The sequence below is a fragment of the Methylophaga nitratireducenticrescens genome, assembly GCF_000260985.4.
GTDB classification, from domain to species: domain Bacteria; phylum Pseudomonadota; class Gammaproteobacteria; order Nitrosococcales; family Methylophagaceae; genus Methylophaga; species Methylophaga nitratireducenticrescens.
The window spans coordinates 2,221,576-2,242,986 of sequence record NC_017857.3 but is presented as its reverse complement, the minus strand read 5'-3'; the positions used below and the strand labels follow the sequence as shown (position 1 = coordinate 2,242,986).

The following is a 21,411-nucleotide window of genomic DNA, read 5'->3' as shown; positions in this document are numbered from 1 at the left end:
AATCCAGAATGTTATATCAGTGCCTGAGACAATTATGCTGGCCTATATTATTCGCCGTATCCTGTATGCCTTTCCCATACTGTTGGGTGTCAATGCACTGACATTTGCATTGTTTTTTATGGTCAATACGCCAGATGATATGGCGCGGATGCAATTGGGCGAACGTTACATTACCGAACAGGCGATTACGACCTGGAAACAGGAACGCGGTTACGACCAGGATTTGCTGTGGAATGAATCGGCTGACGGTTTCGAAAAACTCACCGATACCATTTTTTTTGATAAATCGCTGGCGCTATTCAGCTTTGAATTTGGTCAGGCCGATGATGGACGAGACATTGGTGAAGATATCAAAACCCGCATGTGGCCCAGTCTGGCGATTGCCATTCCGGTATTTATTGTTGGCTTGCTGGTCAATATTACCTTTGCGTTGATGATGGTGTTTTTTCGGGCAACCTATGTTGATCTCGGTGGGGTAGTGCTGTGTGTCGTATTAATGTCGATATCCAGTCTGTTTTATATTATCGCCGGGCAGTTTGTCATCGGCAAAGTCATGCAGCTGGTGCCTATCTCGGGCTTCGGTGAGGGGGTCAGTACGATAAAATTCCTGATTTTACCGGTAGCGATTGGCATTGTTTCAGGTATTGGCTCGGGATCGCGCTGGTACCGCACTTTATTTCTGGAAGAAATTTCCAAGGATTACGTTCGCACAGCCCGAGCAAAAGGCTTATCGGAAGTGCAGGTTTTGTTTAAACATGTTTTGAAAAACGCGATGATTCCAATTCTGACTGGCGCGGTAGTGGTAATACCAACCCTGTTTATGGGCAGTCTGATTCTGGAGTCATTCTTTGGTATTCCAGGCTTGGGTAGCTATACCATTGACGCTATTCATGCCCAGGATTTTGCCATTGTGCGAGCCATGGTTTTTCTTGGCTCAGTCTTATATATCGTAGGTCTGTTACTGACCGATATTTCCTACACTTTTGTTGATCCACGGGTACGAATGGATGGCTGATTCAAATATTGATATACGCATCCGCGCTTTACAATGTCTTTTGATTAATGATGCCGCTGATAAAGCGCTGCAGACACGGCAACTGGCTGTTGAATGCCGCGAACAAGGTTATGTCATTCAGCATCAGCCAGTGGATGTTCCAGCGATCCCAGGCAGACCGGATAAGCCCGACCTGGTCTCGCCACGTGACTTACCCCGGCGACGTAATAATCAGCAGACCGGTCATACCACGTTGATTCACGCCATTTGCCATATCGAGTTTAATGCCATTAATTTAGCGTTGGATGCCATCGCTCGTTTTGCCAATATGCCAGATGATTTTTATCGTGACTGGTTGCAGGTTGCCGATGAGGAAGCCAAACATTTTTCAATGCTCTCTGCACATTTACAGCTGGCAGGGTATGCCTATGGAGATTTTCCGGCACATGATGGTTTATGGGAAATGGCACAGAAAACCCATCACGATCCATTAACCCGCATGGCACTGGTACCAAGGGTATTAGAGGCGAGGGGATTGGATGTGACGCCTGGCATGATGAATAAACTGCGTGGCAGTGGGGATCTGGCTGCGGTAGAAATTCTTGAAGTGATTTTGCGCGAAGAAATAGGTCACGTATCAATCGGCACACGTTGGTTTAATTATCTTTGTGAGCAACGCGATCTTGAGCCGACATCGACATTTACCACCTTATTAAAAACTTACTTTAATGGTGAGATACGTGGGCCATTTCATATTGCAGCCCGTAAACAGGCGGGCTTTACTGATGCAGAATTGGATTGGTTAGAACTCAATCGCTAGCGGCTTCAGCTGTTTTGTTTTTCTTTTCCATTTCAGCTTTTTGCCGTCGTGATTCTTTGGGATCTGCAATCAATGGACGATAAATCTCGATGCGATCCTTAGGGCTGAGCGTAGCATTTAGCTTACAGATTTTGCCAAAAATCCCGACTTTATCTGTTTCAAGATTGATTTGCGGATAACGTTCCAGAATACCGGAGCGTTTGATCGCTTGTTCCACCGACGTTTTATCAGGTACTTCCAATGACAAAATCACCTGCTCATCCGGCAGGGCATACGCCACTTCTACGGTTATTAATTCAGAGTTAACGTGTTCCATAAATTTCTCTGGCGCGTACACAAAAAGCTTCAACTAATGAACCGGATATCTGAGTGAATACCGGACCCAATGCCAAATCCAGCAGACGGGTGGAAAATTCAAAATCCATATCCAGCTGTACCCGGCAACCTTCATTATCCCCAATCGGGCTGAACTGCCAGAAACCTTCTAAATGACGGAATGGACCATCAATCAGTTCGATACGAATTGATTCACCATGCTGCAAGGTATTGCGGGTAGAGAATTCATGATGGATACCTCCTTTGGCAATATCCAGTGTGGCACAAATCACCTTATCGCTTTTATTGATAATTTTACTGCCACGACACCAAGGGAGAAAACTTGGATAAGCTTCAACATCATTAACCAAATCAAACATCTGATCAGGGGTATACATCACCAGTGAACTGCGCGTAATAGTTGTCATTTAGTGTTTCTGTTGACCTCTAATTAAAATAATCAAAGACGAAATCCAATACGCCTGTCAAACTCACAAACACGACAAAAATCGCTATTGGCGTGACATATCGAACCAAAAAACGCCATTCATGATAGATCAGGTAGGATTTAATCCCCAGCTCTTCCTGAGTACTACGTTGTGACATGGTCCATCCAGCAAATATTGCAATGAGCATGCCTCCCAAAGGCAACATAATATTGGCAGTCAGATAATCCAGCAACTCAAAGGCCGTCATATCGAGCCAAGTCCAGTCTTTCAACACATTAAAGGAGAACAAGCTTAACAGCCCCAGCAACCAGACCAGTATACCGACCCAGATGCAGGCATTAAGCCGTTTTATCTCAAAGTTTTCGACAAGCCAAGTAACGACTGGCTCAACCAATGCAATCGCTGAACTTAATCCCGCAAAAACCAACAACAAAAAGAACATAGCACCAAAAAATGCGCCATTCTCCATATGGCCAAAAGCAATAGGAAGCGTTTCAAAAATCAAACTTGGTCCGGCACCAGGTGACATTCCATTGGCAAACACTAATGGGAAAATTGCGAGACCAGCCAGGATCGCCACAGCTGTATCCATAAAGGAAATCGCCAGAGAGACTTTTAAAATTGAGGCCTTTTTTGGTAAATAGGAGCCATAGACCATAATGGCGCCCATTCCCAGACTTAACGTGAAAAAAGCATGGCCCATTGCTGTTAAAACACCTTCAGTTGTAAGTCTGGAAAAATCAGGTTTGAATAAAAAAGTTACTGCCTGGTTAAAATAAACACCAGTTTGGTAGGCATAAGCCACCAAAATCAACAGGATCAGAAATAACGCTGGCATTAAAAACCGAACAGACTTTTCCAAACCGCGCTGTACACCACGACTGACAATCAACATCGTTAACATCATAAAAAGGGTATGCCAGGCCAGCAGCTTTTCAGGATCTTGAATTAATGCCAGATGCAGGTTGCGTGCACCATCCGGTGTGACGCCTTCAAATACTCCAAACAATAAACGGGGAACATAAGCGATTGCTTGACCCGCAATCACGCTGTAATAAGAAAGGATTAAAAAACCGGCCAAAACGCCACCGAAACCAAGATATTTCCAAAGGGAGGAGGCTTTTTCTTCTTCAGCCAGACTGGCCAGACTGTTAAAAGGATTTTGCCGACCGCGTCGACCAATCAGAATTTCCGCCATCATGATGGGAACACCGATGGCAAAGATACAGGCAAGATAAACCAGAACAAATGCGCCACCGCCATATTCACCAGCAATATAGGGAAATTTCCAGATATTTCCGAGGCCAACAGCCGCCCCCGTGGCTGCAAGAATGAAGGCCCAGCGTGATGTCCACTCACCATGAACCGATTTTAACGGTCTACTCATATCACACTCATTAAAAATAAATAGCCTCGATTCTCGGCGAATTTCCTAAAATGCTCAAGCCAAGCAGCAATAGGCACATGTATAATGCCTTGATGGCCACCAAGAAAAAACCACAAAACACTGATAACACTATCGCCCGTAACCGGAAAGCGCGTCATGAATTTTTTATAGAAGAAAAATTCGAGGCGGGTTTGGTGCTGGAGGGATGGGAAGTCAAAAGCTTACGTGAAGGCAAAGCACAGCTGAGTGATAGCTACGTGCTGATTCGTCATGGCGAAGCCTGGTTAGCCAATGCACTGGTTACCGCATTGAAAACAGCTTCTACCCACGTCGTTCCAGAACCACAACGCGACCGTAAACTGCTGCTCAATCGTAACGAGCTAAATAAGCTGATTGGCGCAGTTGAGCGCAAAGGTTACACCTTGATCCCCCTTGCCATGTATTGGAAGCGGGGCAAAGCCAAGGTCGAAATTGCGCTGGCTAAAGGCAAGCAAATGCACGACAAGCGCGCCACCATGAAAGAACGCGATTGGCAGCGTGATAAAGAAAGACTGTTTAAAAATATCTAAAGAGATCGTCACGGAACTTTAAAATCCGTATAATGACAAACGTACAACAAACCTTTGGGGGCGACCTGGCTTCGACGTGGGTTACGAAACCTAAGGTGCATGCCGAGTACTCCAGTTCTTCTCGTAAAAAAGATTGGAAAAATATAGTTGCTAACGATAACAACTACGCACTAGCTGCTTAATAACCAGTGAATGCCGTCCGACCAGATCCGTGCTTGTGCGTCTGGTATCGGGCGTCGACTCTCACAAGATCGTCTTGACGTATGCTTGGTACTGATTGACTAAAACCTAACAAGATCGCTTCATGTTTTCCCTGTTCATCGGGTAGCTTGAAGTTAAATTAATAGATGAAATAAGCATGTAGAGCTGAAGGCAGAGGATTTGCGGACGCGGGTTCGATTCCCGCCGCCTCCACCAAAACAAAAATAAACCACCTTTGGGTGGTTTTTTTGTGCCTGAAGATCGGCGATCAACGATTCAGATTTCAATACCAAAGTCGAGAATTCATTAAATAATGATCGTTAAACTTGTAACAACAACCTAGTGGTATTTAGTAAGTCCACATATCTCATATCTTCACCACTCAATACCCATTTTTGCGAACTCAAACCATGGATTCTCAAAAAAAGTGGTTTATACTCCGTAAAAAGATGAAGTTAAGAATGTTTTTTAAAATTTAATTTAACTAATAATTGAATAAAAAGATTCTTCCTCATTTTGGTTTGTTAATTGATAGTCAATCCAAACTGTATTGTTAAGATGAATACAGTTAAAAATGGCCCGGAATGAACCGGATAGAAGGATTTTGCTTTGGCAGAGATTATCCCCAGTCTAAGTCGAGAAGTTTTATCCAGAATGACATCTGGTGAAAAGCGGCTTGCTACTCGTCTGAGAAATTTCCTGGAAGATGACTATCTATGCTGGTATGACATCCCTATAGGGAAAAGACGACGTTATCCTGATTTTATAATTTTGCACCCCAGCCGAGGCTTATTATTTCTCGAAGTAAAAGACTGGAAAGCTTCAAGCATAAAAAAAATAACCAAAGAAACGGTAGAGTTGTTAACTATTAATGGCTTAAAAACTGTCCCCAATCCTTTTGTGCAAGTCCGCCAGTATGCCTATCAAGGAATTCGTCTATTAGAAGCGGATAAAGAATTAAGGCAGAAAGGCTCAAAGTATGACGGCAATTTAGTCACGCCATATGCCCACGGCGTTGTGTTTACCAATATCACTCGCAATCAAATAGAAGCAGCTATTCCAGCTGAATACAGAGAAAAGCTACTTCCTGATCATTTAATGATTTACAAAGACGAGATGACAGAGTCTGTTGATCCCGAAGAATTCCAAAAAAGACTCTGGGATATGTTTCCCTATCAGTTTCAAACCAAACTCACCTTGCCTCAAATTGATCGAATACGATGGCATTTATTCCCTGAAGTACGCATTTCTCAACCTAGCCAGGAAAATCTATTTGGCACTCTCATCAATCAACCTGATACACCTGAGGATCTGTCGACGCTGAGTGAACAGATTCCAGACATCATCCGCATAATGGATATTCAACAAGAGCAACTAGCTCGGAGCCTGGGAGAAGGACACCGGGTTATCCATGGGGTAGCTGGCTCGGGTAAAACGTTGATACTCGGTTATCGTGCTGAATTACTCGCTAAATTGACCAACAAACCTATTCTTGTACTGTGTTTCAATATTACGCTTGCAGCAAAATTGCGAAGCTTTATGGTAAGCAAAGGTATCTCCGACAAAGTGAATGTTCATCATTTCCATGATTGGTGCAGCCAGCAATTAAAAACCTATCATGTAGATGTCTTAGCTGGCGATGAGCCCTATTGGGAACGACAAGTCATTTCGGTTATCAATGGCGTTAGTAAGGATGATATTCCTCGCGCACAATATAGCGCAGTGATGATTGATGAAGGCCATGATTTTGAGTCAGATTGGCTAAAACTTGTTGTTCAGATGATTGATCCCGAAACCAATTCATTACTCTTACTGTGTGACGATGCCCAGTCCATTTATAAGAAAAAATCAGGCCTGAGCTTTAGTTTGGCTAGTACCGGGATTCAAGCCCAAGGTCGAAGTACAATTTTAAAATTAAATTATAGAAATACCCGGGAAATACTTGCTTTTGCTTATGATTTTGCTAAAGAATATTTCGGAGCAAGCCACGATGATGTTGATATTCCTTTGATCCAGCCAGAAGCTGCTGGCATTCACGGTGAAAGACCCACTGTGCATTTTCTCAAACAATGGCAAGACGAAATCAGCGATACCATAACTTGTATAAAAAAATGGCACCAGCGAGGAGGAGAGTGGCGAGACATGGCTATTTTATTCGCTGCAAATTATCAAGGCAAAGCCATTGCGGATTCGTTACACCAACATGGAATTCCCTATTCCTGGTTAGGCTCAAAAGAAACTAAACATGCATATAACCCGACCAAAGATAGTGTCTCTGTCTTGAGTATTCATAGTAGTAAAGGGCTGGAATTTCCTGCTGTAGTAATCGTTGGCATAAGCCAACTGAAACAAGATGATATTAATGCTGAAGCTCGCCTACTTTATGTGGGCATGACCCGTGCCCAGAAACACCTGCATATGACCGTTTCTCAAAAAAATCTTTTAACAGAGCGAATTCTCAAAATAGCGAGTTAATGCGAAGTGAATACCTCTCCAATATAGATCGGAGAATGGCAATGACAGAATCGACAATCGCTACGCATATGGAAATTTTACAGGTTAGCTAATAAGCTAAATTTACTTGGGGTTCCGAGAAGAACTGTACGAAACGGTAACAATGACATATAAATGAGTTCATCCCTGAATTTTTATATATCGGCAGCTAACAGGTTATATCGAAAAAATTAATCGTGAATCATTCACGATTAATGAATCCAATATAATACAGTCGTAAAAGAGCTGATATTTCAATATCTTATTTGGAGTGGATTTGGTTCGTTATATTTATGATCCATTCACGTTAATAATTATTATGAGGTCGCAGACCTCATAAACATACTGTTAAGCAGCTGTAATAAGTGAAGGAGTCAATTTTGGCAAACCCACCGAGATCACATTATTCTCCAAAATTTGCCAACAAAGCGTGGGCCGAAAATGGCGGCTATATATCTTATTTCAGTTGCTCATATAGTGGTGAAGTTAAGAAATCCCCTAAAGGCTGGAAGCAATGGGGTATAAAGCGCGGCTTATACTCTTGGGCAGTAGAAAATGCATTGGATCAAAATTTGGAGACGTTAGCTGGTCCGATCTATCAGAAAATAATTAGTTACAATGAGCTATCCGAAGATGAGCGTCTTACCTGGTCTCAGTTCATGCTGTCGCAATTGGTTCGCACGCCGACCTATATGAAATATGAAAATAAAGCTCGTGAACTTTTTGGTATAGCTGAAGAGCCAAAGCATTGTCGTGTGGGCTGCAAGGATTGTTTGGATCTAAATTTTGTGGCTAATAGAGATTGGTGCCTACTTTTGGCTCATGAGGATGACTTTTTTGAAAGAAGTGATAATCCTATATTGCAAACGGGCTTCATTGAATTGCCGGATACCTGCTTATTCTATCCACTTACTCCTAAAATCTGTTTCGTCGCATGCTCAATGTCAAGTGGTTGGAACGCATTCACAAATAAGCCTAATGAAACGTGTGGCTATCAGCTAGCTAAGGGCGGTGCTCACTTATTTAATTTTCACTTGGCAAAATCGGCAGGAGAAACTCTAATTATCTCTCCGAAAGATGACGGAGTCATTGCCGAGAAAATGTATGGTGATATTTTGGGTCTTTACCCACAGCCACCATTCTCTCTTCATGTGCTAGATGATAATGACCCTGAAAACGCTTTTGAAAGTATTCGAAAAATTATGAGCAACACAGATGGCTTCGAATATCCAAATTGGCAATTAGATGAAATTGAGCCTTTCTATCAGAGGAGCCACAGTGCGGGCGCTGCTTAACAAGTTGCTGCACTCGGAAAAATTACTCGCTACGCTCCCAATTTTCCGGTGAGCAAAGCGTTAGGTGTCTAATATGGATGATATTGAACTCCGAAAGGAAATGTTTGCTTGGTATGGCGCAGCAATGTATGCAGCCCAACTGTTTGAAGTTGAGTTGGTCACTTTGCTGCTTGGCTTAAAGAGACTTAGAGATCCAGATACAGACCTAGATGAGTATGATGACCTTGATGCATTGCTTAGTCGTAAAACTCTCGGTGCGCTCTTGAAAGAACTAGAAAAGCATTGTGTGCTAGAACTAGAATTCAAAGATATGCTCATCGGCTATAGAGATCAAAGGAATTTCCTTGCACATGAGTTTTTCTATGCCCGAGCAAACGACATGAGAAGCAGAGAAGGGTTCGAAAGACTTACTGAGGAGTTGCAAGAGGTGGAACATCAGCTTCGCACTGCTGACCAGATCACAATGAAAATGTCTGAGAATGTTCGCAAATCCAGCGGTATTAATGAAGAGAGTTTTCAAGCTTATGTGCAATCACAACTTAAATAAAACTATCTTCGTATCAATCGCACCTAACAAACGCAGTCACAAGGACAAAATTTTTGCTGCGTTCCAATTTTTCCTGTGCTGCGGGTGTTTGGCCGATAATCTCTTCTTTAAATTTCTCGTGCCGTATAAATACCGATAAATAAAAATTGGCAAAATATATGATGTTGTCTTTACAGCAGGCCGCTATGAAAATAGCGTCAGATGCACTAAAAAAACACCAACGTCATATCGTGTAGAAAGAGTTGACGGCACAACGAGACTGATAGGACAGGACTCCATTAGGGAGTTGTAAGGATTTTAAGTCAGAACGACTAGTCTGTACGTTTAATACCTGTCGGTTTCGCCTTACCAAGTCCAAGAAACCGAGTTGATCTGTTCCCTGATTTTTCTAGTAAGCTGCATTAATATTGTAAATACCCAATATGGGGATTATAGTACCCATATTGGGTATTTTATTAATGGTGTTTTATGTCAGTAACATCCATCGCTGAAGCATTGTTTACAAAAACACAGCAACGTGTTCTGGGTTTGTTATATGGCAAACCTGATAAAAGGTTTTATACGAACGAGATTGTTCGCATGGCTGCAATGGGGCGGGGCACCGTTACACGAGAACTGGAAAAACTTACTAGCTCTGGAATATTGATTAGTACGAAAGAAGGTAATCAACAGTACTATCAAGCAAACTCAGATAATCCGATATTTGATGAACTGGTGGCGATTGCAACAAAGACATTCGGTGTCGCTGATGTAGTTCGTCAGGCTTTAAAGCCAGTTAATGATAAGATTTTATGTGCCTTTATCTATGGCTCCGTCGCGAAGGGCGAGGCAAAGGCTAAAAGTGATATTGATCTGCTGGTTATTTCTGATAAGTTGGCTTATGCGGACTTGATGGAATGTCTTGTTGACGCTGAAAAGACTTTATCGCGACCTATCAATCCTTCTGTTTATGAATTAGAACAGTTCAAACAGAAATGGCAGGAAGATAATGCATTTATTTCAAAGGTAATGGACCAACCGAAGATTTGGCTGAAGGGATCAGAAAATGACATTAGCGCATCTGGATAACCTAGTAAAAACTAACAATTTAAAAATAGAACCTGCAGATCAAAAAGAATTTGATGGCATGGTGATTTCTGCCAAACGCCGTTTGCAGGATGCCAATGTGGAAAGCTTATCCGACGATAGCCGTTTTTCATTAGCTTATGGTGCCGCACATGCTTTGTCTTTGGCGTCGATGCGTTGGCATGGATACCGCTCAGACAATCGTTATCTGGTGTTTCAGTGTTTGGAACACACAGTAGGCATGACAACTAGCAAGTGGCGAGTGTTAGATAAATGTCATAAGCAACGCAATTTGGCTGAATATGAAGGTCACCTGGAAATTACGCCACAGCTACTGGATGAATTGATTGCTATAACGAAAGAGTTATTAACGTTGGTTGAAGAGTTGGGGCCAATTGCAAAATAACGATCAGTTGTTGCTGAAAGTGCAACAACTGATCAGAAAAATTATTTCTATAATAGAGGCTCAATCAATAAAACCAATTCTTTTCTTAAGATAGCTTCCAATTCGGCCGAACATAATGACAGGTATAGCCAGTTGGATAGTGTTGCAGATAATCCTGATGTTCGGGTTCGGCTTCCCAGAAATCACCGACGGGTTCCACTTCAGTAACAACTTTGCCAGGCCATAACCCTGATTGATTTATATCTTCAATAGTCTGTTTGGCAATTTCGGCTTGTTCATCGTTGGTGAAATAAATCGCAGAGCGATAACTCATGCCTCGATCGTTACCTTGTTGATTTGGTGTGGTCGGGTCGTGGATTTGAAAGAAGGATTCGAGTAACTGTCGGAAACTAATCTGTTCGGGATCAAAGATAATTTCAATTGCTTCAGCATGTGTGCCATGGTTTGGATAAGTGGCATTTGGAATATCGCCGCCGGTATAGCCGACTCGCGATGAGATAACGCCAGGCAATTTACGAATCAAATCCTGCATACCCCAGAAGCAGCCACCGGCCAGTACGGCACGTTCGGTATTTGTCTCGCTCATTTTGTTTCACCTAAGGTTTCTGAAAACAGATTTTTAAACTCGTCGTAACCTTCTGCTTCAAGCTCTTCAACAGGAATAAACCGCAGGGATGCTGAGTTGATGCAATAACGCATGCCACCGGCTTCTTCAGGACCATCGGGGAAAACATGACCTAAATGACTATCACCATGCACTGAGCGCACTTCAACACGCCGCATGCCCAGGCTGTCATCAAAATTTTCGTTCACATTTTCACTTTGCACTGGACGGGTAAAACTTGGCCAGCCGGTTCCGCTATCAAACTTATCAACCGAAGCAAATAAGGGCTCACCCGAAACCACATCGACGTAAAGCCCAGCTTCGTGATTGTCCCAATAAGCATTATCAAATGGCGGTTCAGTACCACATTGCTGGGTTACGTAATGTTGTTCAGGTGTGAGTTGTTCAACGATATTGGGCGATTTTTTATAATCTTTCATTGGACTTAGCCTCTATGCTTATTAGCTTGGACGTTTTATAAACACTATAGGCAAATTACAGCGCTGTTTGTTCACAATCGTGTTTGGATTAATTAATTGAGCAACCAGGCAGTTCAATAAGCTTTTGCTGGATGATGGCGTATTACGACTTGCCCGATTATTGTTAGCTACACAGGATATTGCATTATTGGCGCCAATGATTAAACGCGAAATCCATTACCGGCTACTTAACGGTCAATATGGCAACGTCATTGCTCAAATGGCCCAAACCGGTAGCCATATGCAACGCATTTCAAATGCTATTGAGGTGTTAAAAACGAATTACCACAAACCGATTAAAATTGAAGACCTGGCGACTCAGGTAGGCATGAGTATTTCGTCTTTTCATAGCCATTTCAAAGCGGTTACCGCGATGAGTCCATTGCAATATCAAAAACGACTCAGACTACTTGAAGCGCGAAAAATCATGTTGGCCGAGACGCTGGATGCTGCCAGCACGGCCTATCAGGTTGGCTATGAAAGCCCGTCACAATTCAGTCGTGAATATGTCCGTATGTTTGGGCATCCACCTAAACGGGATATGATGCTTCTGCTACGCGAGCGGACCATTGCCTGATTAAATTAATCATTAACAATCAGCTTCCACTACCTCAATACGGCCAACATCTTCGTTATTTTTATCGGAATAGACATAAACAAGTTTCGCACCCGCCTTTAGAATAGGCTGCATATCAGCATTACTGCAGAGGCTGGCGAGCAATTTGGGTTTGATATCCTTAAGTACCGCCGCCGGATTCACATTGTCTATAGTGACATTGGTTAATGAATAATAATAAGTCATCAAATCACCGGGACCGGCTAAAGCCTTATTAAGCTGGGTTTCGTCATCAATTTTGATGGGCGCTCTGGAATTAATTAATTTTTCAGCCTCCATAAAACCTTCCTCGATCGATGCTTCGGTAGGCAGTTCCTGACCATTGTCAGAGGTTAGGTAAGGTGAAGGCGTATTTATTAAACGCGAAGCTATCATGATAATAGCAACGAACAGAATTATGCCGATGACGAAAAGTAACTTTTTATTCATGATGCTGCCCGGTGTCTTTTTGAGGTTTAAGGATAAATAGAATCCTTGCAAGCATACCGATGCATCACTCAAATACAAAATTATCTATAGGGCAACATTCTCATCGTTAGCGACCGATTACACCACCATCATCTTTGGTAATAAGTACTGTAGTGGAACGCGGACGGGTTCTGCCATCGCTGGCAGGATAGCTTAGACCAGGGTGCTGAATGTTCACCCACATCGCTGTATAGTCCGGGCTCCAGGTAATCCCGGTAATTTCACACCCCCTGGGGCCAACCATAAAGCGTTTAATTTCCCGAGTTTGTGGATTGGCACATAACATTTGATTACAGCCCATGTTTTCCATCACCGGATCTTCATCATCGTAATCCGTCAGAATCCACAAGCGACCATCCTTATCAAATCCCAAGCCATCGGGCGAAGAGAAGATATCACCCTCGATATTTCCAACTAAATGCTCAGCAACCGGCTTGCCATCAGCATTCTGTGTCCCGGCTTTTTCACCTGCCACCACAAATAATTCCCATTGAAAGCTGATAGCCGCTGGATCGGCCTGATCTTCCTGTATTTTGATTATCTGACCATGTCGATTATCAGGACGGGGGTTGGCGGCATTAAGAGCGAATTCCGTGCCCCGCAGGTAATTATTGGTTAACGTGACATAGACGTCGAGGTTATGCGGGTTCACGGTTGCCCATTCAGGTCGATCCATGGGCGTTGCACCTAATTGATCCGCTGCCGCACGCGCATTTACCAATACTTCAGCCTGGCTGGGAAAACCATTTTCTGCGGTTAAACCTGAATGACCATGCACTAATGGCAACCAGCGACCTGAACCATCATTATTAAAACGGGCAACATATAACGTGCCATGATCGAGCATATCGCGATGTTTATGAGGTTGGGTCTTATCGAAACGTTGTTGCGGCACAAACTTATAGACATATTCACCACGGGTATCATCACCCGAGTAAAAAGCCATTTGGCCATTTTCAGCTAAGGCTGGCGTGACACCCTCACGACAGAATCGACCAAAAGCAGTGCGTTTGATTGGTTTACTGTCAGGATCAAAAGGATCGATCTCAACCACCCAGCCAAAGCGATTGGGTTCGTTGACATAGCCTTGATGGGGAAGCTCGGCATTAGGTGTTGCATCAAACCGTTTATCTACGCTAGACCAGCCATAGCTTTTGGTTGTTTTTCCCGTGGAAATGCCATAACGATGATGTGAAACACGAGACTGGTAATCCGTTGCATCCTGATTCACAAAATAGTTATGCCAATTTTCTTCACACGCCAGGTATGTGCCCCATGGGGTAAAACCATTCGAACAATTGTTCAGGGTGCCGATGATTTCCATCGCAGCAGGATCATCGACGGTTTTTAACAAGTCATGACCGGCCAATGGACCACTGACATGCATGATGGTCAGTGCCGAAATACGCCGGTTATAAACAGAAGGGTAGACGCATTGCCATTGACCTTGTTTATCTATTTTCACTTCAATCACACTGACACCATGGGCAGCCTGTTCTTTTTTAACATCATCTAAACGACGTTTACCATCGATAAACGTAATTCCATCCTTATGCAGAGTCGGATTTGTGTATTCATGATTAATGACCAGTAAACCACGATTATTGTCGTCCGGAAAAGCAAAAAAATGCATACCATCATGGTTCTGACCGGCTTGTTTTAACTGCTCTTGCCAGCTATTTAAAGCATCTGCATTCCAATCGGTTGCCCCTGTGACAACAGGATCACCCCAGGAAAAAAACGGTTTTGCCTGATAGCCGTCAGCCACAACGACGTGATCAAATCCCGGATCCGTTTGAGGCTGGATGCTGTTAAAGCCAATAAAGGGGATATTCAGATTGTTTTTGCCAGCTGCAAACACCAGATTTGACGACAAATTTAATCCAAAAAAGCCCATTGCCGCCGCATTTAAACTGCCTTTCAGGATTTGCCGTCGTGATAACACAACATCATTCAAACTGGGATGATCGCTGTGATTAACGGCGATATCATCATGCGCTGACATGTGTTGATGAAAGTCGGAAGAGGAAGGCTTATTCATAGGAGGTTTATTTTTCATTAGTGGATACGATATTCAAAAGTATTATGTACATTGTTCACTGCTACCGCATGACCATTCACCATTCTGGGCGAATAACGAAAGGTTTTGGCGGCCTCTAAAGACGGTTTTTTAAATAATGGATGACAGTTCGCTAAGACTTCAGGAGACTCCACATCACCCTTGGTATTGACGGTATAACGCACCGTGCAATCACCTTCCAAGCCTTTACGTAAAGCCCCCCGTGGATATTCTGGAGCCTGTTTTTCTATCGGTTTATAGCGTTCGACTGAAAATGTCTCGCTAGCATCATCATTTAAGGAATCATACTGCTTAACTGGTGTCTTTGCAGCGGTATTGATAGGTTTTGATTGCTGCGCCAAGGCTGGTTTAGGCAGAGTTTCAGCTGGCTGAGAGACCCGTTTTTCAAGTTGTTTGACGACTTTTTCGACGACCTTTTTTTCAGGTTTTTCCAGTTTTGGTTTAACTTCCTTTTTTGGTGTTGGTTTTTTCTCTTCAACACGTTTGAAAGTCAATTCATTTTCAACCACGGGTTTTGGTTCCGGTTTTTTTGGGGCCACCGGTGTCGGTTCAAACACAGGCTGAACCGGTTCCGGGATAGCCATCGGAACCGGCTCAACCGGTTTGGTTTCGGGAACAGGCTTGGACAGCCTCAACATTTGAATTTTGATCGTACTCAGTTTGGGCTCATCCTGCTGAGCTGGACTCCATGAGTTCAATAACAATCCGGCCATGGCCAGATGAAATAAACCGACCAATAATAATGTCGATGTTTTTACTCCATCATTCTCTGCTGGTGGCGTTAAAAAACGATCATCATAGAATCCTGCATCAGTCATCAGGCGACTCCGTAATCAGCCCGACATCTTCTATACCGACTTGTTGTAAGGCCGCGATGGCTCTGACTACGGACGCATAATCAGTCGCTTTGTCACCACGGATAAAGAACAGTAAATCAGGGTGCTGCTGTCTGATTTGTTCAATTTTCATCACCATTTCGTCCAAGGTGACTGCTTGATCAGAACGAGACTGAATATCAACCTCAGTGCCAACATTCCAGTAATAACTGCCATCAGCCACTACCGATAAGCTCAAAATGGTTTTTTGACTATCCGTGGGTAACGCTTCAGCAGCAACTTTGGGTAGTTCCAGTTTGACGCCTTGCACCAGCAGGGGTGCTGTGACCATAAAAATGACCAATAGCACCAGCATCACATCAATATAAGGCACCACATTCATTTCAGCCTTCAGGGCATGTTTGGTAACGGGTTTTCTTAACATGATGAATTCACGCGACTTTAGCTAATGGTGTGCGATGCATCACTCGCTGCAGGCGGGTGATAAATTCATTACCAAAATGGTAATAGCGCGTACTCAACGCACCGGCACGTTTACTCAGCTGATTGTAAGCAACCACCGCGGGTATCGCGGCAAACAGACCAATCGCTGTGGCGATCAGCGCTTCAGCAATGCCCGGAGCGACGGTATTTAACGTGGCTTGTTCCACTTGAGATAAGCCAATAAATGAATTCATGATGCCCCACACCGTACCGAACAGACCGATATATGGGCTGACTGAACCGATAGTGGCTAAATAGGAAAGGCCTTTTTCCAATTCAACTTCCTGTTCGCCAATATTGACTAACATGGCGCGTTCAACATTTTCGACAATTTCATCTTGTGGCACAGCATTCAGTTGTTGATATTTTTCATACTCCAGCCAACCGGCCTGAAAAATAGCCGGTATCGCCTGGTAAACCGCTATGCTAGGCAGAACAGCATCCATCTTGTTCATATCAGCAGTTTGTCTGAACTGTTGTTGAAATTGTCTGTTTTGTTTTTCCAGACGGCCCAATACTTTGGACCGCCAGATAATCAAATACCAACTTACCATCGAGGCTAAAACCAGGATAATCATCACTATTTTGACCAGCAGACTGGCATCGCTGACCAGCCCCCACATCGTCATTTCATGCATAGTTGTGTCCATGACTGACTCCTTATTTCGTTTTGGCAGACAGGCCCAGCTGGTCAGCAATATCTGACCAAGGCACATATTTGAAATTCTGATTTTCTACCGGCATACGGTTACGTCCGTCCTGAACTACCAGCATGCCTTGTTCCCATGGTTCACCAAGATTGACGCTGGTGACATCCAGACCATCGGTTTCCGATACACCATCAATACCTAACTCAGTATTAAAGCCAACTCGGAATACACCACGGTAAGCAAATGGGGGCAGGGCATTGAGGATGACATAACTATCATTACCCTGACTGGAGACGACTAGATAAGCTTCTTTTTCGGATTGATATAACGATATACCCTCAATATCGGCTTTCAGGTGCTTACCGACGGGCATTACTTCCGTCAGATCAGTTGGCTTATCAGCACCGGCAGCTAAAGCCCAGACCGCTTTATTTTCTTCACCAACAAACAAACGATGCTTTTTATCGTCCGCGACACAGCCTTCGGGTTGTGAGCTCACGCTGAATTCACGCACCTTTTCAGCATCAATCTTGCCGTGATTATCTTGCATTAAATACTGGAAAAAACGCCCGTCTTTATCATTAACAATGGTGTAGATATCGCCGGCCTGATTTTTATACATACACAAGCCATAGATATCCTGACTGGCTGTTGCCACTTCACCTAACTCACTGACGAAACCAGAAGCGGGGTCAATCGCAAACACATGCAATGCGTTATGGTCACGATTACTGGCCACCGCCAAATCAATCTCTTCACCGTTAAACATAAAGCCGGAGCGCACATCGACATTATTTACTCGGCCGACTGGCAGGTTTTGTCGGATTTTTCCTTTCAGGTCATAAACCAGCAAACCACCTTGTTTATCTGCACCTAAAACCAGGCTCTGCTGAGGATTCTTTTGGTTGACCCAGATAGCCGGATCATCTGCGGCATCACCCAAACTAGGCACAGGATCGGTTGCTTGCTGTGGTTTTATCATCGGGATCACAGCATCTTGTGCTGTGTCTTGATGGGCCCATGGCAGAGTGAATGTGCTTAAACCATCATCATGTTGAACCATAATGGTTAAATTTTTATCGTTTAGCCGAGCACTGATGTTTTCGGGATCAGAAAGATCCGCTAACGGAAACTCAGCTTGATGCTGCCATTTTCCATCGGTATCAAGAAAGGTATGCAATTGTTTAGCCTCAGAATCGAGTACGAATAAGCCACCCGGTACGATGGCCATTCCCATTGCACTCTCTGTAAGTTTCCCAAAGGGCTGAGTGAGTGCGACTGGTTCACGGATCAGATCTGCCTCTGGATCTGCTTGATAGGCCCAGATCCCCACGTTTTCTTCATTGATATACATCAGGGATTGTTTGTCATCGACCTGACAATATTCACTGTTAGGTGGCGTACTCAAGCTACGAATTAATTTAGGCTGTGCAAGGGGAGAGGTGGCATCAGCCACTAACCATTGCTCTCCATGACCTTCTTCACCTACCAGAAACAAAAAGCCATTGTGTGCTTGATCCTGATACAGACATGCACCATCAATTTTAAATGCCGGTTGGGGTAAGTAAACGGGGTTAGACCACTGTTGTGTGTTTTTATCAAGCAACACAACCATGGCTTGTTGACGATCCGCATCGACGCTGGCCAGCAAAAGTCCGTTATCAACCCGGCGTTGATCGATACTGCCAAAGTTACCTTTTAACAGGCTAAGCTGCTTTCCTTTTATGTCTTCAATGGCAATGCCTTTATTTTCATAAGACACCAGACGATCCGCCGCAGGCAATATCAATGGTTGAGTTAACAATTGGGCGGCTTCAATCTGGTGACTGTCACTGTTTGAAACAAGCTTTAACGAAGCATCAGCCATCGCCGTAAAGGATGTTGCCATCATTAAACATGACGCCAGTAAGGTCAGCTTTAGGTTGAATTGGTTTTTTTTCATTTGGTTCACTTTAAAATTTGATAATCAAGAAGGTTTAGAAATTGGTTAAGGTAAAACCCAGCTTGATGGTCGGACCATATTCTTCATATTGAGCGTTGTATGAACTGCTGCGGTTGTAGACATAGAAGCTTTCGTCGGTGATATTTTTCACTTCAAGACTGATTTGAGCATTTTTGCTCAGAAAGTAACTGGCACCGAAATCAATAAATGTCTGTGAGTCAACATATTGATCCAGATCTTTTTTATCGATGGCGGCGACTTCGGATAAATAAGACGATTTATAATTGGCTGATAAACGCATGCTGAGTTTGTCGTTTTCCCAACCCACCATCAGGTTACCAACTTGTTTGGATTGTCCGGGAAGATCGATATCACGCGTTTGACCCAGCCCTTCGATTTCAGCATCGGATTGACTGAAAGTCGCATTAGCGCCGACCAATAATCCATTCCACGGTGCGGGCAACCAACTCAGTTTTTGAGAATAGGCTAGTTCGATACCGTAAACTTCAGCGGAATCACCATTGGCAAACGTTATCGCTTCATCAAAAGCATCAAATAAACCACCGGATTTTGATACATCAGTTTCATATACAAAGTCTGAGATATCTTTATAGAAAACATAGGCCGAAACTGCACCCGCCCGACCCATATAATGTTCAATACCCAAATCCAGGTTTTTCGAGGTCATTGGATCCAGCTCTGGATTACCAAAACTGGCTTTATCACCACTTTCGATAGCAAACCCTGGTGCCAGTGCTTCAAACGTTGGTCGAACTACGCTATTGGTCCAGGCCGCACGAATTTGTGTTTGATCGTCTATGTAATAACGACCATGCAAGCCCGGTAGCCAATGGTGATAGCTGTTTTTACTCGAAATGGTTTGGTAATCACCATCTCTTAATCCAGTACCTTTAGCCTTAAAGCGAGTGCCTTCATAACGCAGGCCAGCGATGATAGTCCAGTCATCCAGATCTAGGGTATTCATCACATAAGCCGCGTTAATGTCTTCATTCATCACATAATCATTAATACGTGATTCTTCTTCGTTGACGTTATCGGCTTTATTCAATTTGTTAAGTAAAGCCTCAACAGCTGAGCTGCTGATGCCGTTCCCGAACTGGTTCAAACTATAATCCACATTGCCAGCGCTGTATGCCGCCAGACTGGTATCGTTAGTACCGAAATCTTCAAATTCCCATGCTTCCAGGTCATTATCTTTTTCACGACGTGATAATTTGCCACCAAATTTGACTTGCGAAGCATAGCCCTGCAAATCAAAGTCTCTGGCAAGATCAAACTTGATGTTTTTTTCGGTATCGGTGGTTTTCTGTTGTTCCCATTCCACGCTGTCTAACTCGAAACTGGCAGGATCATAATAATCAGCACCAGCGTTCAGTGTGGGTTTAGAAGTACTGCTATAGCCAACCCCATCAAAATCACCGACAAACTTGGCACCCGCAATATGGCCGGGTGAATCTTCACTGGCTCGGCTGTAGCCAATTTGTCCATTTAGGGTCCACAAATCGATGGTTTTTTCACCACCAAAAACATAGGATTGGATCTCTTGGGTTTCTTTGCGATCTTTTACTTCACGAAAACCTTCAGCACCGTCGCCGGATTCATTGGGGAGCAGGGGATCATCAAACTCCATACCCGCCGCATTACGCGTTTCAGTATCGGTAAACTGGCTGAATAGAGTTCGCAGATAATAGTTAGTATGGATATCCGCTTTGTAGTCAAAGTTAACCCCCAGTCCCAGCCGTTCACGGGTGATTTCATAATCACGCTGTTCCAGTTCTTCTAAACGCGGGCTCCCATCAAAATCCCAGGCCCCACCGGTTTCAACGTTATCCGAACCGAAATCACGCTTTTGCCAGCTCAGAGCAGCAGCAACGCCAAAGTTATCAACCCCTTCGCCGATACTAAAGATATTACTGAAGGCACCAGATCCTTTGGGACTGGTTTGATCAGTATTGTCGTCATAGCTGCCTTCAGCAGACAGGGTGTAGAACAATCCATCATGATCAAACGCCGATAAGCTTCTGACATTGACCGTGCCGCCGAGGGAGTTGGCATCCATATCGGGTGTCAGTGTTTTCACAACAGAGAGTGACTGAATCAGTTCGCTGGGTAACACATCCAGTGCAACGGCACGTGTGCCATCCTCTGGTGAAGGGATATTAGTGCCGTTGATCGTGACAGCATTTAACTCCGGTGCCAGTCCACGCACCGTGACAAAACGTCCTTCACCCTGATCATTTTCAACTGAAACGCCAGGCAAACGTTGCAAAGCTTCGGCCGCATTATCATCAGGTAATTGACCAATACCATCGGCGTGAACCACGCTTTCAATGCTGTCCGAATTACGTTGTTCATTCAGTGCTTTATCAATCTGTACGGCTTGACCGAAAACCTGCACCTTTTCCATATTTATTTCATCGGCTGCATGAACGCCATTACTGAAAACGCTCGCTATGCTCAAAGCAATCAGACTGAGTTTATGACTCGGCCGCTGTGTTGTATCAACTGTCACTCTCATAAAAATACCCTTGTCGTCATAGTGGTGGATGGCGGCAAGTCTATGGACGGTAAATGACAGATCGATGACAGATGAAAATAAAAATACTTAAAATCAATAACTTATAGAGGTTGTTGGGCCTGTTTAGAGCTTATATGACTGAGAAATATAGCGTATTTAAAAATTAAGCAAGC

21 protein-coding genes and 1 other RNA gene are annotated in these 21,411 nt (G+C 43.7%); 10 read left to right on the top strand and 12 right to left on the bottom strand.

Annotated elements, in window-relative coordinates; genetic code table 11:
* Window positions 1–34: 34 nt before the first annotated feature.
* A complete protein-coding gene (locus Q7A_RS10640; RefSeq protein WP_014707363.1) occupies window positions 35–1,015 on the top strand; it encodes an ABC transporter permease in 981 nt (326 codons plus the stop codon).
* Complete coding sequence (locus Q7A_RS10635; RefSeq protein ID WP_014707362.1) at window positions 1,008–1,814, top strand: ferritin-like domain-containing protein; 807 nt, start codon at window positions 1,008–1,010, stop codon at window positions 1,812–1,814. Before Q7A_RS10640 ends, Q7A_RS10635 begins: the two co-directional genes overlap by 8 nt.
* On the opposite strand, the gene Q7A_RS10630 is transcribed toward Q7A_RS10635, so the two are convergent.
* The 3 genes from Q7A_RS10630 to Q7A_RS10620 are packed head-to-tail and all read right to left on the bottom strand — an operon-like array spanning window position 1,804 to window position 3,965.
* The gene (locus Q7A_RS10630) at window positions 1,804–2,130 is read right to left on the bottom strand and encodes an RnfH family protein (protein WP_014707361.1); all 327 of its coding nucleotides are present in this window, start codon (window positions 2,128–2,130) and stop codon (window positions 1,804–1,806) included. The two genes, Q7A_RS10635 and Q7A_RS10630, sit on opposite strands and share 11 nt — an antisense overlap.
* A complete protein-coding gene (locus Q7A_RS10625; RefSeq protein ID WP_014707360.1) occupies window positions 2,117–2,557 on the bottom strand; it encodes a type II toxin-antitoxin system RatA family toxin in 441 nt (146 codons plus the stop codon). The genes Q7A_RS10630 and Q7A_RS10625 overlap by 14 nt, the downstream gene beginning before the upstream one ends.
* Window positions 2,558–2,576: 19 nt before the next feature.
* Window positions 2,577–3,965: a sodium-dependent transporter gene (locus Q7A_RS10620; protein WP_014707359.1), complete on the bottom strand. Its 1,389-nt coding sequence runs from the start codon at window positions 3,963–3,965 to the stop codon at window positions 2,577–2,579.
* 92 nt (window positions 3,966–4,057) lie between these two features.
* Here Q7A_RS10620 and smpB point away from each other — a divergent pair, with 92 nt between their 5' ends.
* The 7 genes from smpB to Q7A_RS10585 all read left to right on the top strand — a co-directional run bounded on the left by smpB (window position 4,058) and on the right by Q7A_RS10585 (window position 10,541).
* On the top strand, window positions 4,058–4,534 hold the full coding sequence (smpB, locus tag Q7A_RS10615) for an SsrA-binding protein SmpB (protein ID WP_041355163.1): 477 nt from the start codon (window positions 4,058–4,060) through the stop codon (window positions 4,532–4,534).
* Window positions 4,535–4,590: 56 nt separating this feature from the next.
* Window positions 4,591–4,951, top strand: a transfer-messenger RNA (tmRNA) gene (gene ssrA / locus Q7A_RS10610).
* Window positions 4,952–5,344: 393 nt separating this feature from the next.
* Window positions 5,345–7,210, top strand: a complete 1,866-nt coding sequence (locus Q7A_RS10605; RefSeq protein WP_014707357.1) for a 3'-5' exonuclease — start codon at window positions 5,345–5,347, stop codon at window positions 7,208–7,210.
* A gap of 398 nt (window positions 7,211–7,608) precedes the next feature.
* A complete protein-coding gene (locus tag Q7A_RS10600; RefSeq protein WP_014707356.1) occupies window positions 7,609–8,523 on the top strand; it encodes a DUF4238 domain-containing protein in 915 nt (304 codons plus the stop codon).
* Between the two features lie 73 nt (window positions 8,524–8,596).
* A complete protein-coding gene (locus Q7A_RS10595) occupies window positions 8,597–9,070 on the top strand; it encodes a hypothetical protein (RefSeq protein WP_048480992.1) in 474 nt (157 codons plus the stop codon).
* Window positions 9,071–9,538: 468 nt separating this feature from the next.
* Window positions 9,539–10,138 (top strand): nucleotidyltransferase domain-containing protein, encoded by a 600-nt coding sequence (locus Q7A_RS10590; RefSeq protein ID WP_014707354.1) that lies wholly within the window; start codon window positions 9,539–9,541, stop codon window positions 10,136–10,138.
* The gene (locus Q7A_RS10585; protein ID WP_014707353.1) at window positions 10,116–10,541 is read left to right on the top strand and encodes a hypothetical protein; all 426 of its coding nucleotides are present in this window, start codon (window positions 10,116–10,118) and stop codon (window positions 10,539–10,541) included. Before Q7A_RS10590 ends, Q7A_RS10585 begins: the two co-directional genes overlap by 23 nt.
* 85 nt (window positions 10,542–10,626) lie before the next feature.
* Here Q7A_RS10585 and msrA read toward each other — a convergent pair whose 3' ends face one another.
* Together msrA and msrB are read right to left on the bottom strand one after the other, a co-directional pair.
* On the bottom strand, window positions 10,627–11,127 hold the full coding sequence (msrA, locus tag Q7A_RS10580) for a peptide-methionine (S)-S-oxide reductase MsrA (protein ID WP_014707352.1): 501 nt from the start codon (window positions 11,125–11,127) through the stop codon (window positions 10,627–10,629).
* Window positions 11,124–11,585: a peptide-methionine (R)-S-oxide reductase MsrB gene (gene msrB / locus Q7A_RS10575; protein ID WP_014707351.1), complete on the bottom strand. Its 462-nt coding sequence runs from the start codon at window positions 11,583–11,585 to the stop codon at window positions 11,124–11,126. Before msrB ends, msrA begins: the two co-directional genes overlap by 4 nt.
* Before the next feature lie 124 nt (window positions 11,586–11,709).
* On the opposite strand from msrB, the gene Q7A_RS10570 reads away from it, so the two are divergent.
* Window positions 11,710–12,201, top strand: coding sequence for a helix-turn-helix domain-containing protein (locus tag Q7A_RS10570; RefSeq protein WP_014707350.1), 492 nt, complete (start codon window positions 11,710–11,712; stop codon window positions 12,199–12,201).
* Window positions 12,202–12,213: 12 nt separating this feature from the next.
* Here Q7A_RS10570 and Q7A_RS10565 read toward each other — a convergent pair whose 3' ends face one another.
* The 7 genes from Q7A_RS10565 to Q7A_RS10535 form a co-directional block, all read right to left on the bottom strand.
* Window positions 12,214–12,669 (bottom strand): hypothetical protein, encoded by a 456-nt coding sequence (locus Q7A_RS10565; RefSeq protein ID WP_041354556.1) that lies wholly within the window; start codon window positions 12,667–12,669, stop codon window positions 12,214–12,216.
* A gap of 106 nt (window positions 12,670–12,775) precedes the next feature.
* Window positions 12,776–14,767, bottom strand: a complete 1,992-nt coding sequence (locus tag Q7A_RS10560) for a PhoX family protein (protein ID WP_238595907.1) — start codon at window positions 14,765–14,767, stop codon at window positions 12,776–12,778.
* Complete coding sequence (locus Q7A_RS10555; protein ID WP_014707347.1) at window positions 14,767–15,606, bottom strand: energy transducer TonB; 840 nt, start codon at window positions 15,604–15,606, stop codon at window positions 14,767–14,769. Before Q7A_RS10555 ends, Q7A_RS10560 begins: the two co-directional genes overlap by 1 nt.
* On the bottom strand, window positions 15,599–16,048 hold the full coding sequence (gene tolR / locus Q7A_RS10550) for a protein TolR (protein WP_014707346.1): 450 nt from the start codon (window positions 16,046–16,048) through the stop codon (window positions 15,599–15,601). Before tolR ends, Q7A_RS10555 begins: the two co-directional genes overlap by 8 nt.
* 7 nt (window positions 16,049–16,055) lie before the next feature.
* Complete coding sequence (gene tolQ / locus Q7A_RS10545) at window positions 16,056–16,757, bottom strand: protein TolQ (protein WP_014707345.1); 702 nt, start codon at window positions 16,755–16,757, stop codon at window positions 16,056–16,058.
* Window positions 16,758–16,767: 10 nt separating this feature from the next.
* The gene (locus Q7A_RS10540; RefSeq protein WP_151903923.1) at window positions 16,768–18,699 is read right to left on the bottom strand and encodes a phytase; all 1,932 of its coding nucleotides are present in this window, start codon (window positions 18,697–18,699) and stop codon (window positions 16,768–16,770) included.
* A 34-nt stretch (window positions 18,700–18,733) separates the two neighbouring features.
* The gene (locus Q7A_RS10535) at window positions 18,734–21,238 is read right to left on the bottom strand and encodes a TonB-dependent receptor (protein WP_014707343.1); all 2,505 of its coding nucleotides are present in this window, start codon (window positions 21,236–21,238) and stop codon (window positions 18,734–18,736) included.
* Window positions 21,239–21,411: the final 173 nt, after the last annotated feature.

Coding starts and splice junctions, on each gene's coding strand:
- Q7A_RS10635 (WP_014707362.1), top strand. CDS start 1,008: ATGGCTGATTCAAATATTGATATACGCATCCGCGCTTTACAATGTCTT.
- msrA (WP_014707352.1), bottom strand. CDS start 11,127: ATGAGCGAGACAAATACCGAACGTGCCGTACTGGCCGGTGGCTGCTTC.
- msrB (WP_014707351.1), bottom strand. CDS start 11,585: ATGAAAGATTATAAAAAATCGCCCAATATCGTTGAACAACTCACACCT.
- Q7A_RS10590 (WP_014707354.1), top strand. CDS start 9,539: ATGTCAGTAACATCCATCGCTGAAGCATTGTTTACAAAAACACAGCAA.
- Q7A_RS10560 (WP_238595907.1), bottom strand. CDS start 14,767: ATGAAAAATAAACCTCCTATGAATAAGCCTTCCTCTTCCGACTTTCAT.
- Q7A_RS10540 (WP_151903923.1), bottom strand. CDS start 18,699: ATGAAAAAAAACCAATTCAACCTAAAGCTGACCTTACTGGCGTCATGT.
- Q7A_RS10595 (WP_048480992.1), top strand. CDS start 8,597: ATGGATGATATTGAACTCCGAAAGGAAATGTTTGCTTGGTATGGCGCA.
- smpB (WP_041355163.1), top strand. CDS start 4,058: ATGGCCACCAAGAAAAAACCACAAAACACTGATAACACTATCGCCCGT.
- Q7A_RS10620 (WP_014707359.1), bottom strand. CDS start 3,965: ATGAGTAGACCGTTAAAATCGGTTCATGGTGAGTGGACATCACGCTGG.
- Q7A_RS10630 (WP_014707361.1), bottom strand. CDS start 2,130: ATGGAACACGTTAACTCTGAATTAATAACCGTAGAAGTGGCGTATGCC.
- tolR (WP_014707346.1), bottom strand. CDS start 16,048: ATGTTAAGAAAACCCGTTACCAAACATGCCCTGAAGGCTGAAATGAAT.
- Q7A_RS10625 (WP_014707360.1), bottom strand. CDS start 2,557: ATGACAACTATTACGCGCAGTTCACTGGTGATGTATACCCCTGATCAG.
- Q7A_RS10585 (WP_014707353.1), top strand. CDS start 10,116: ATGACATTAGCGCATCTGGATAACCTAGTAAAAACTAACAATTTAAAA.
- Q7A_RS10640 (WP_014707363.1), top strand. CDS start 35: ATGCTGGCCTATATTATTCGCCGTATCCTGTATGCCTTTCCCATACTG.
- tolQ (WP_014707345.1), bottom strand. CDS start 16,757: ATGGACACAACTATGCATGAAATGACGATGTGGGGGCTGGTCAGCGAT.
- Q7A_RS10555 (WP_014707347.1), bottom strand. CDS start 15,606: ATGACTGATGCAGGATTCTATGATGATCGTTTTTTAACGCCACCAGCA.
- Q7A_RS10565 (WP_041354556.1), bottom strand. CDS start 12,669: ATGAATAAAAAGTTACTTTTCGTCATCGGCATAATTCTGTTCGTTGCT.
- Q7A_RS10535 (WP_014707343.1), bottom strand. CDS start 21,238: ATGAGAGTGACAGTTGATACAACACAGCGGCCGAGTCATAAACTCAGT.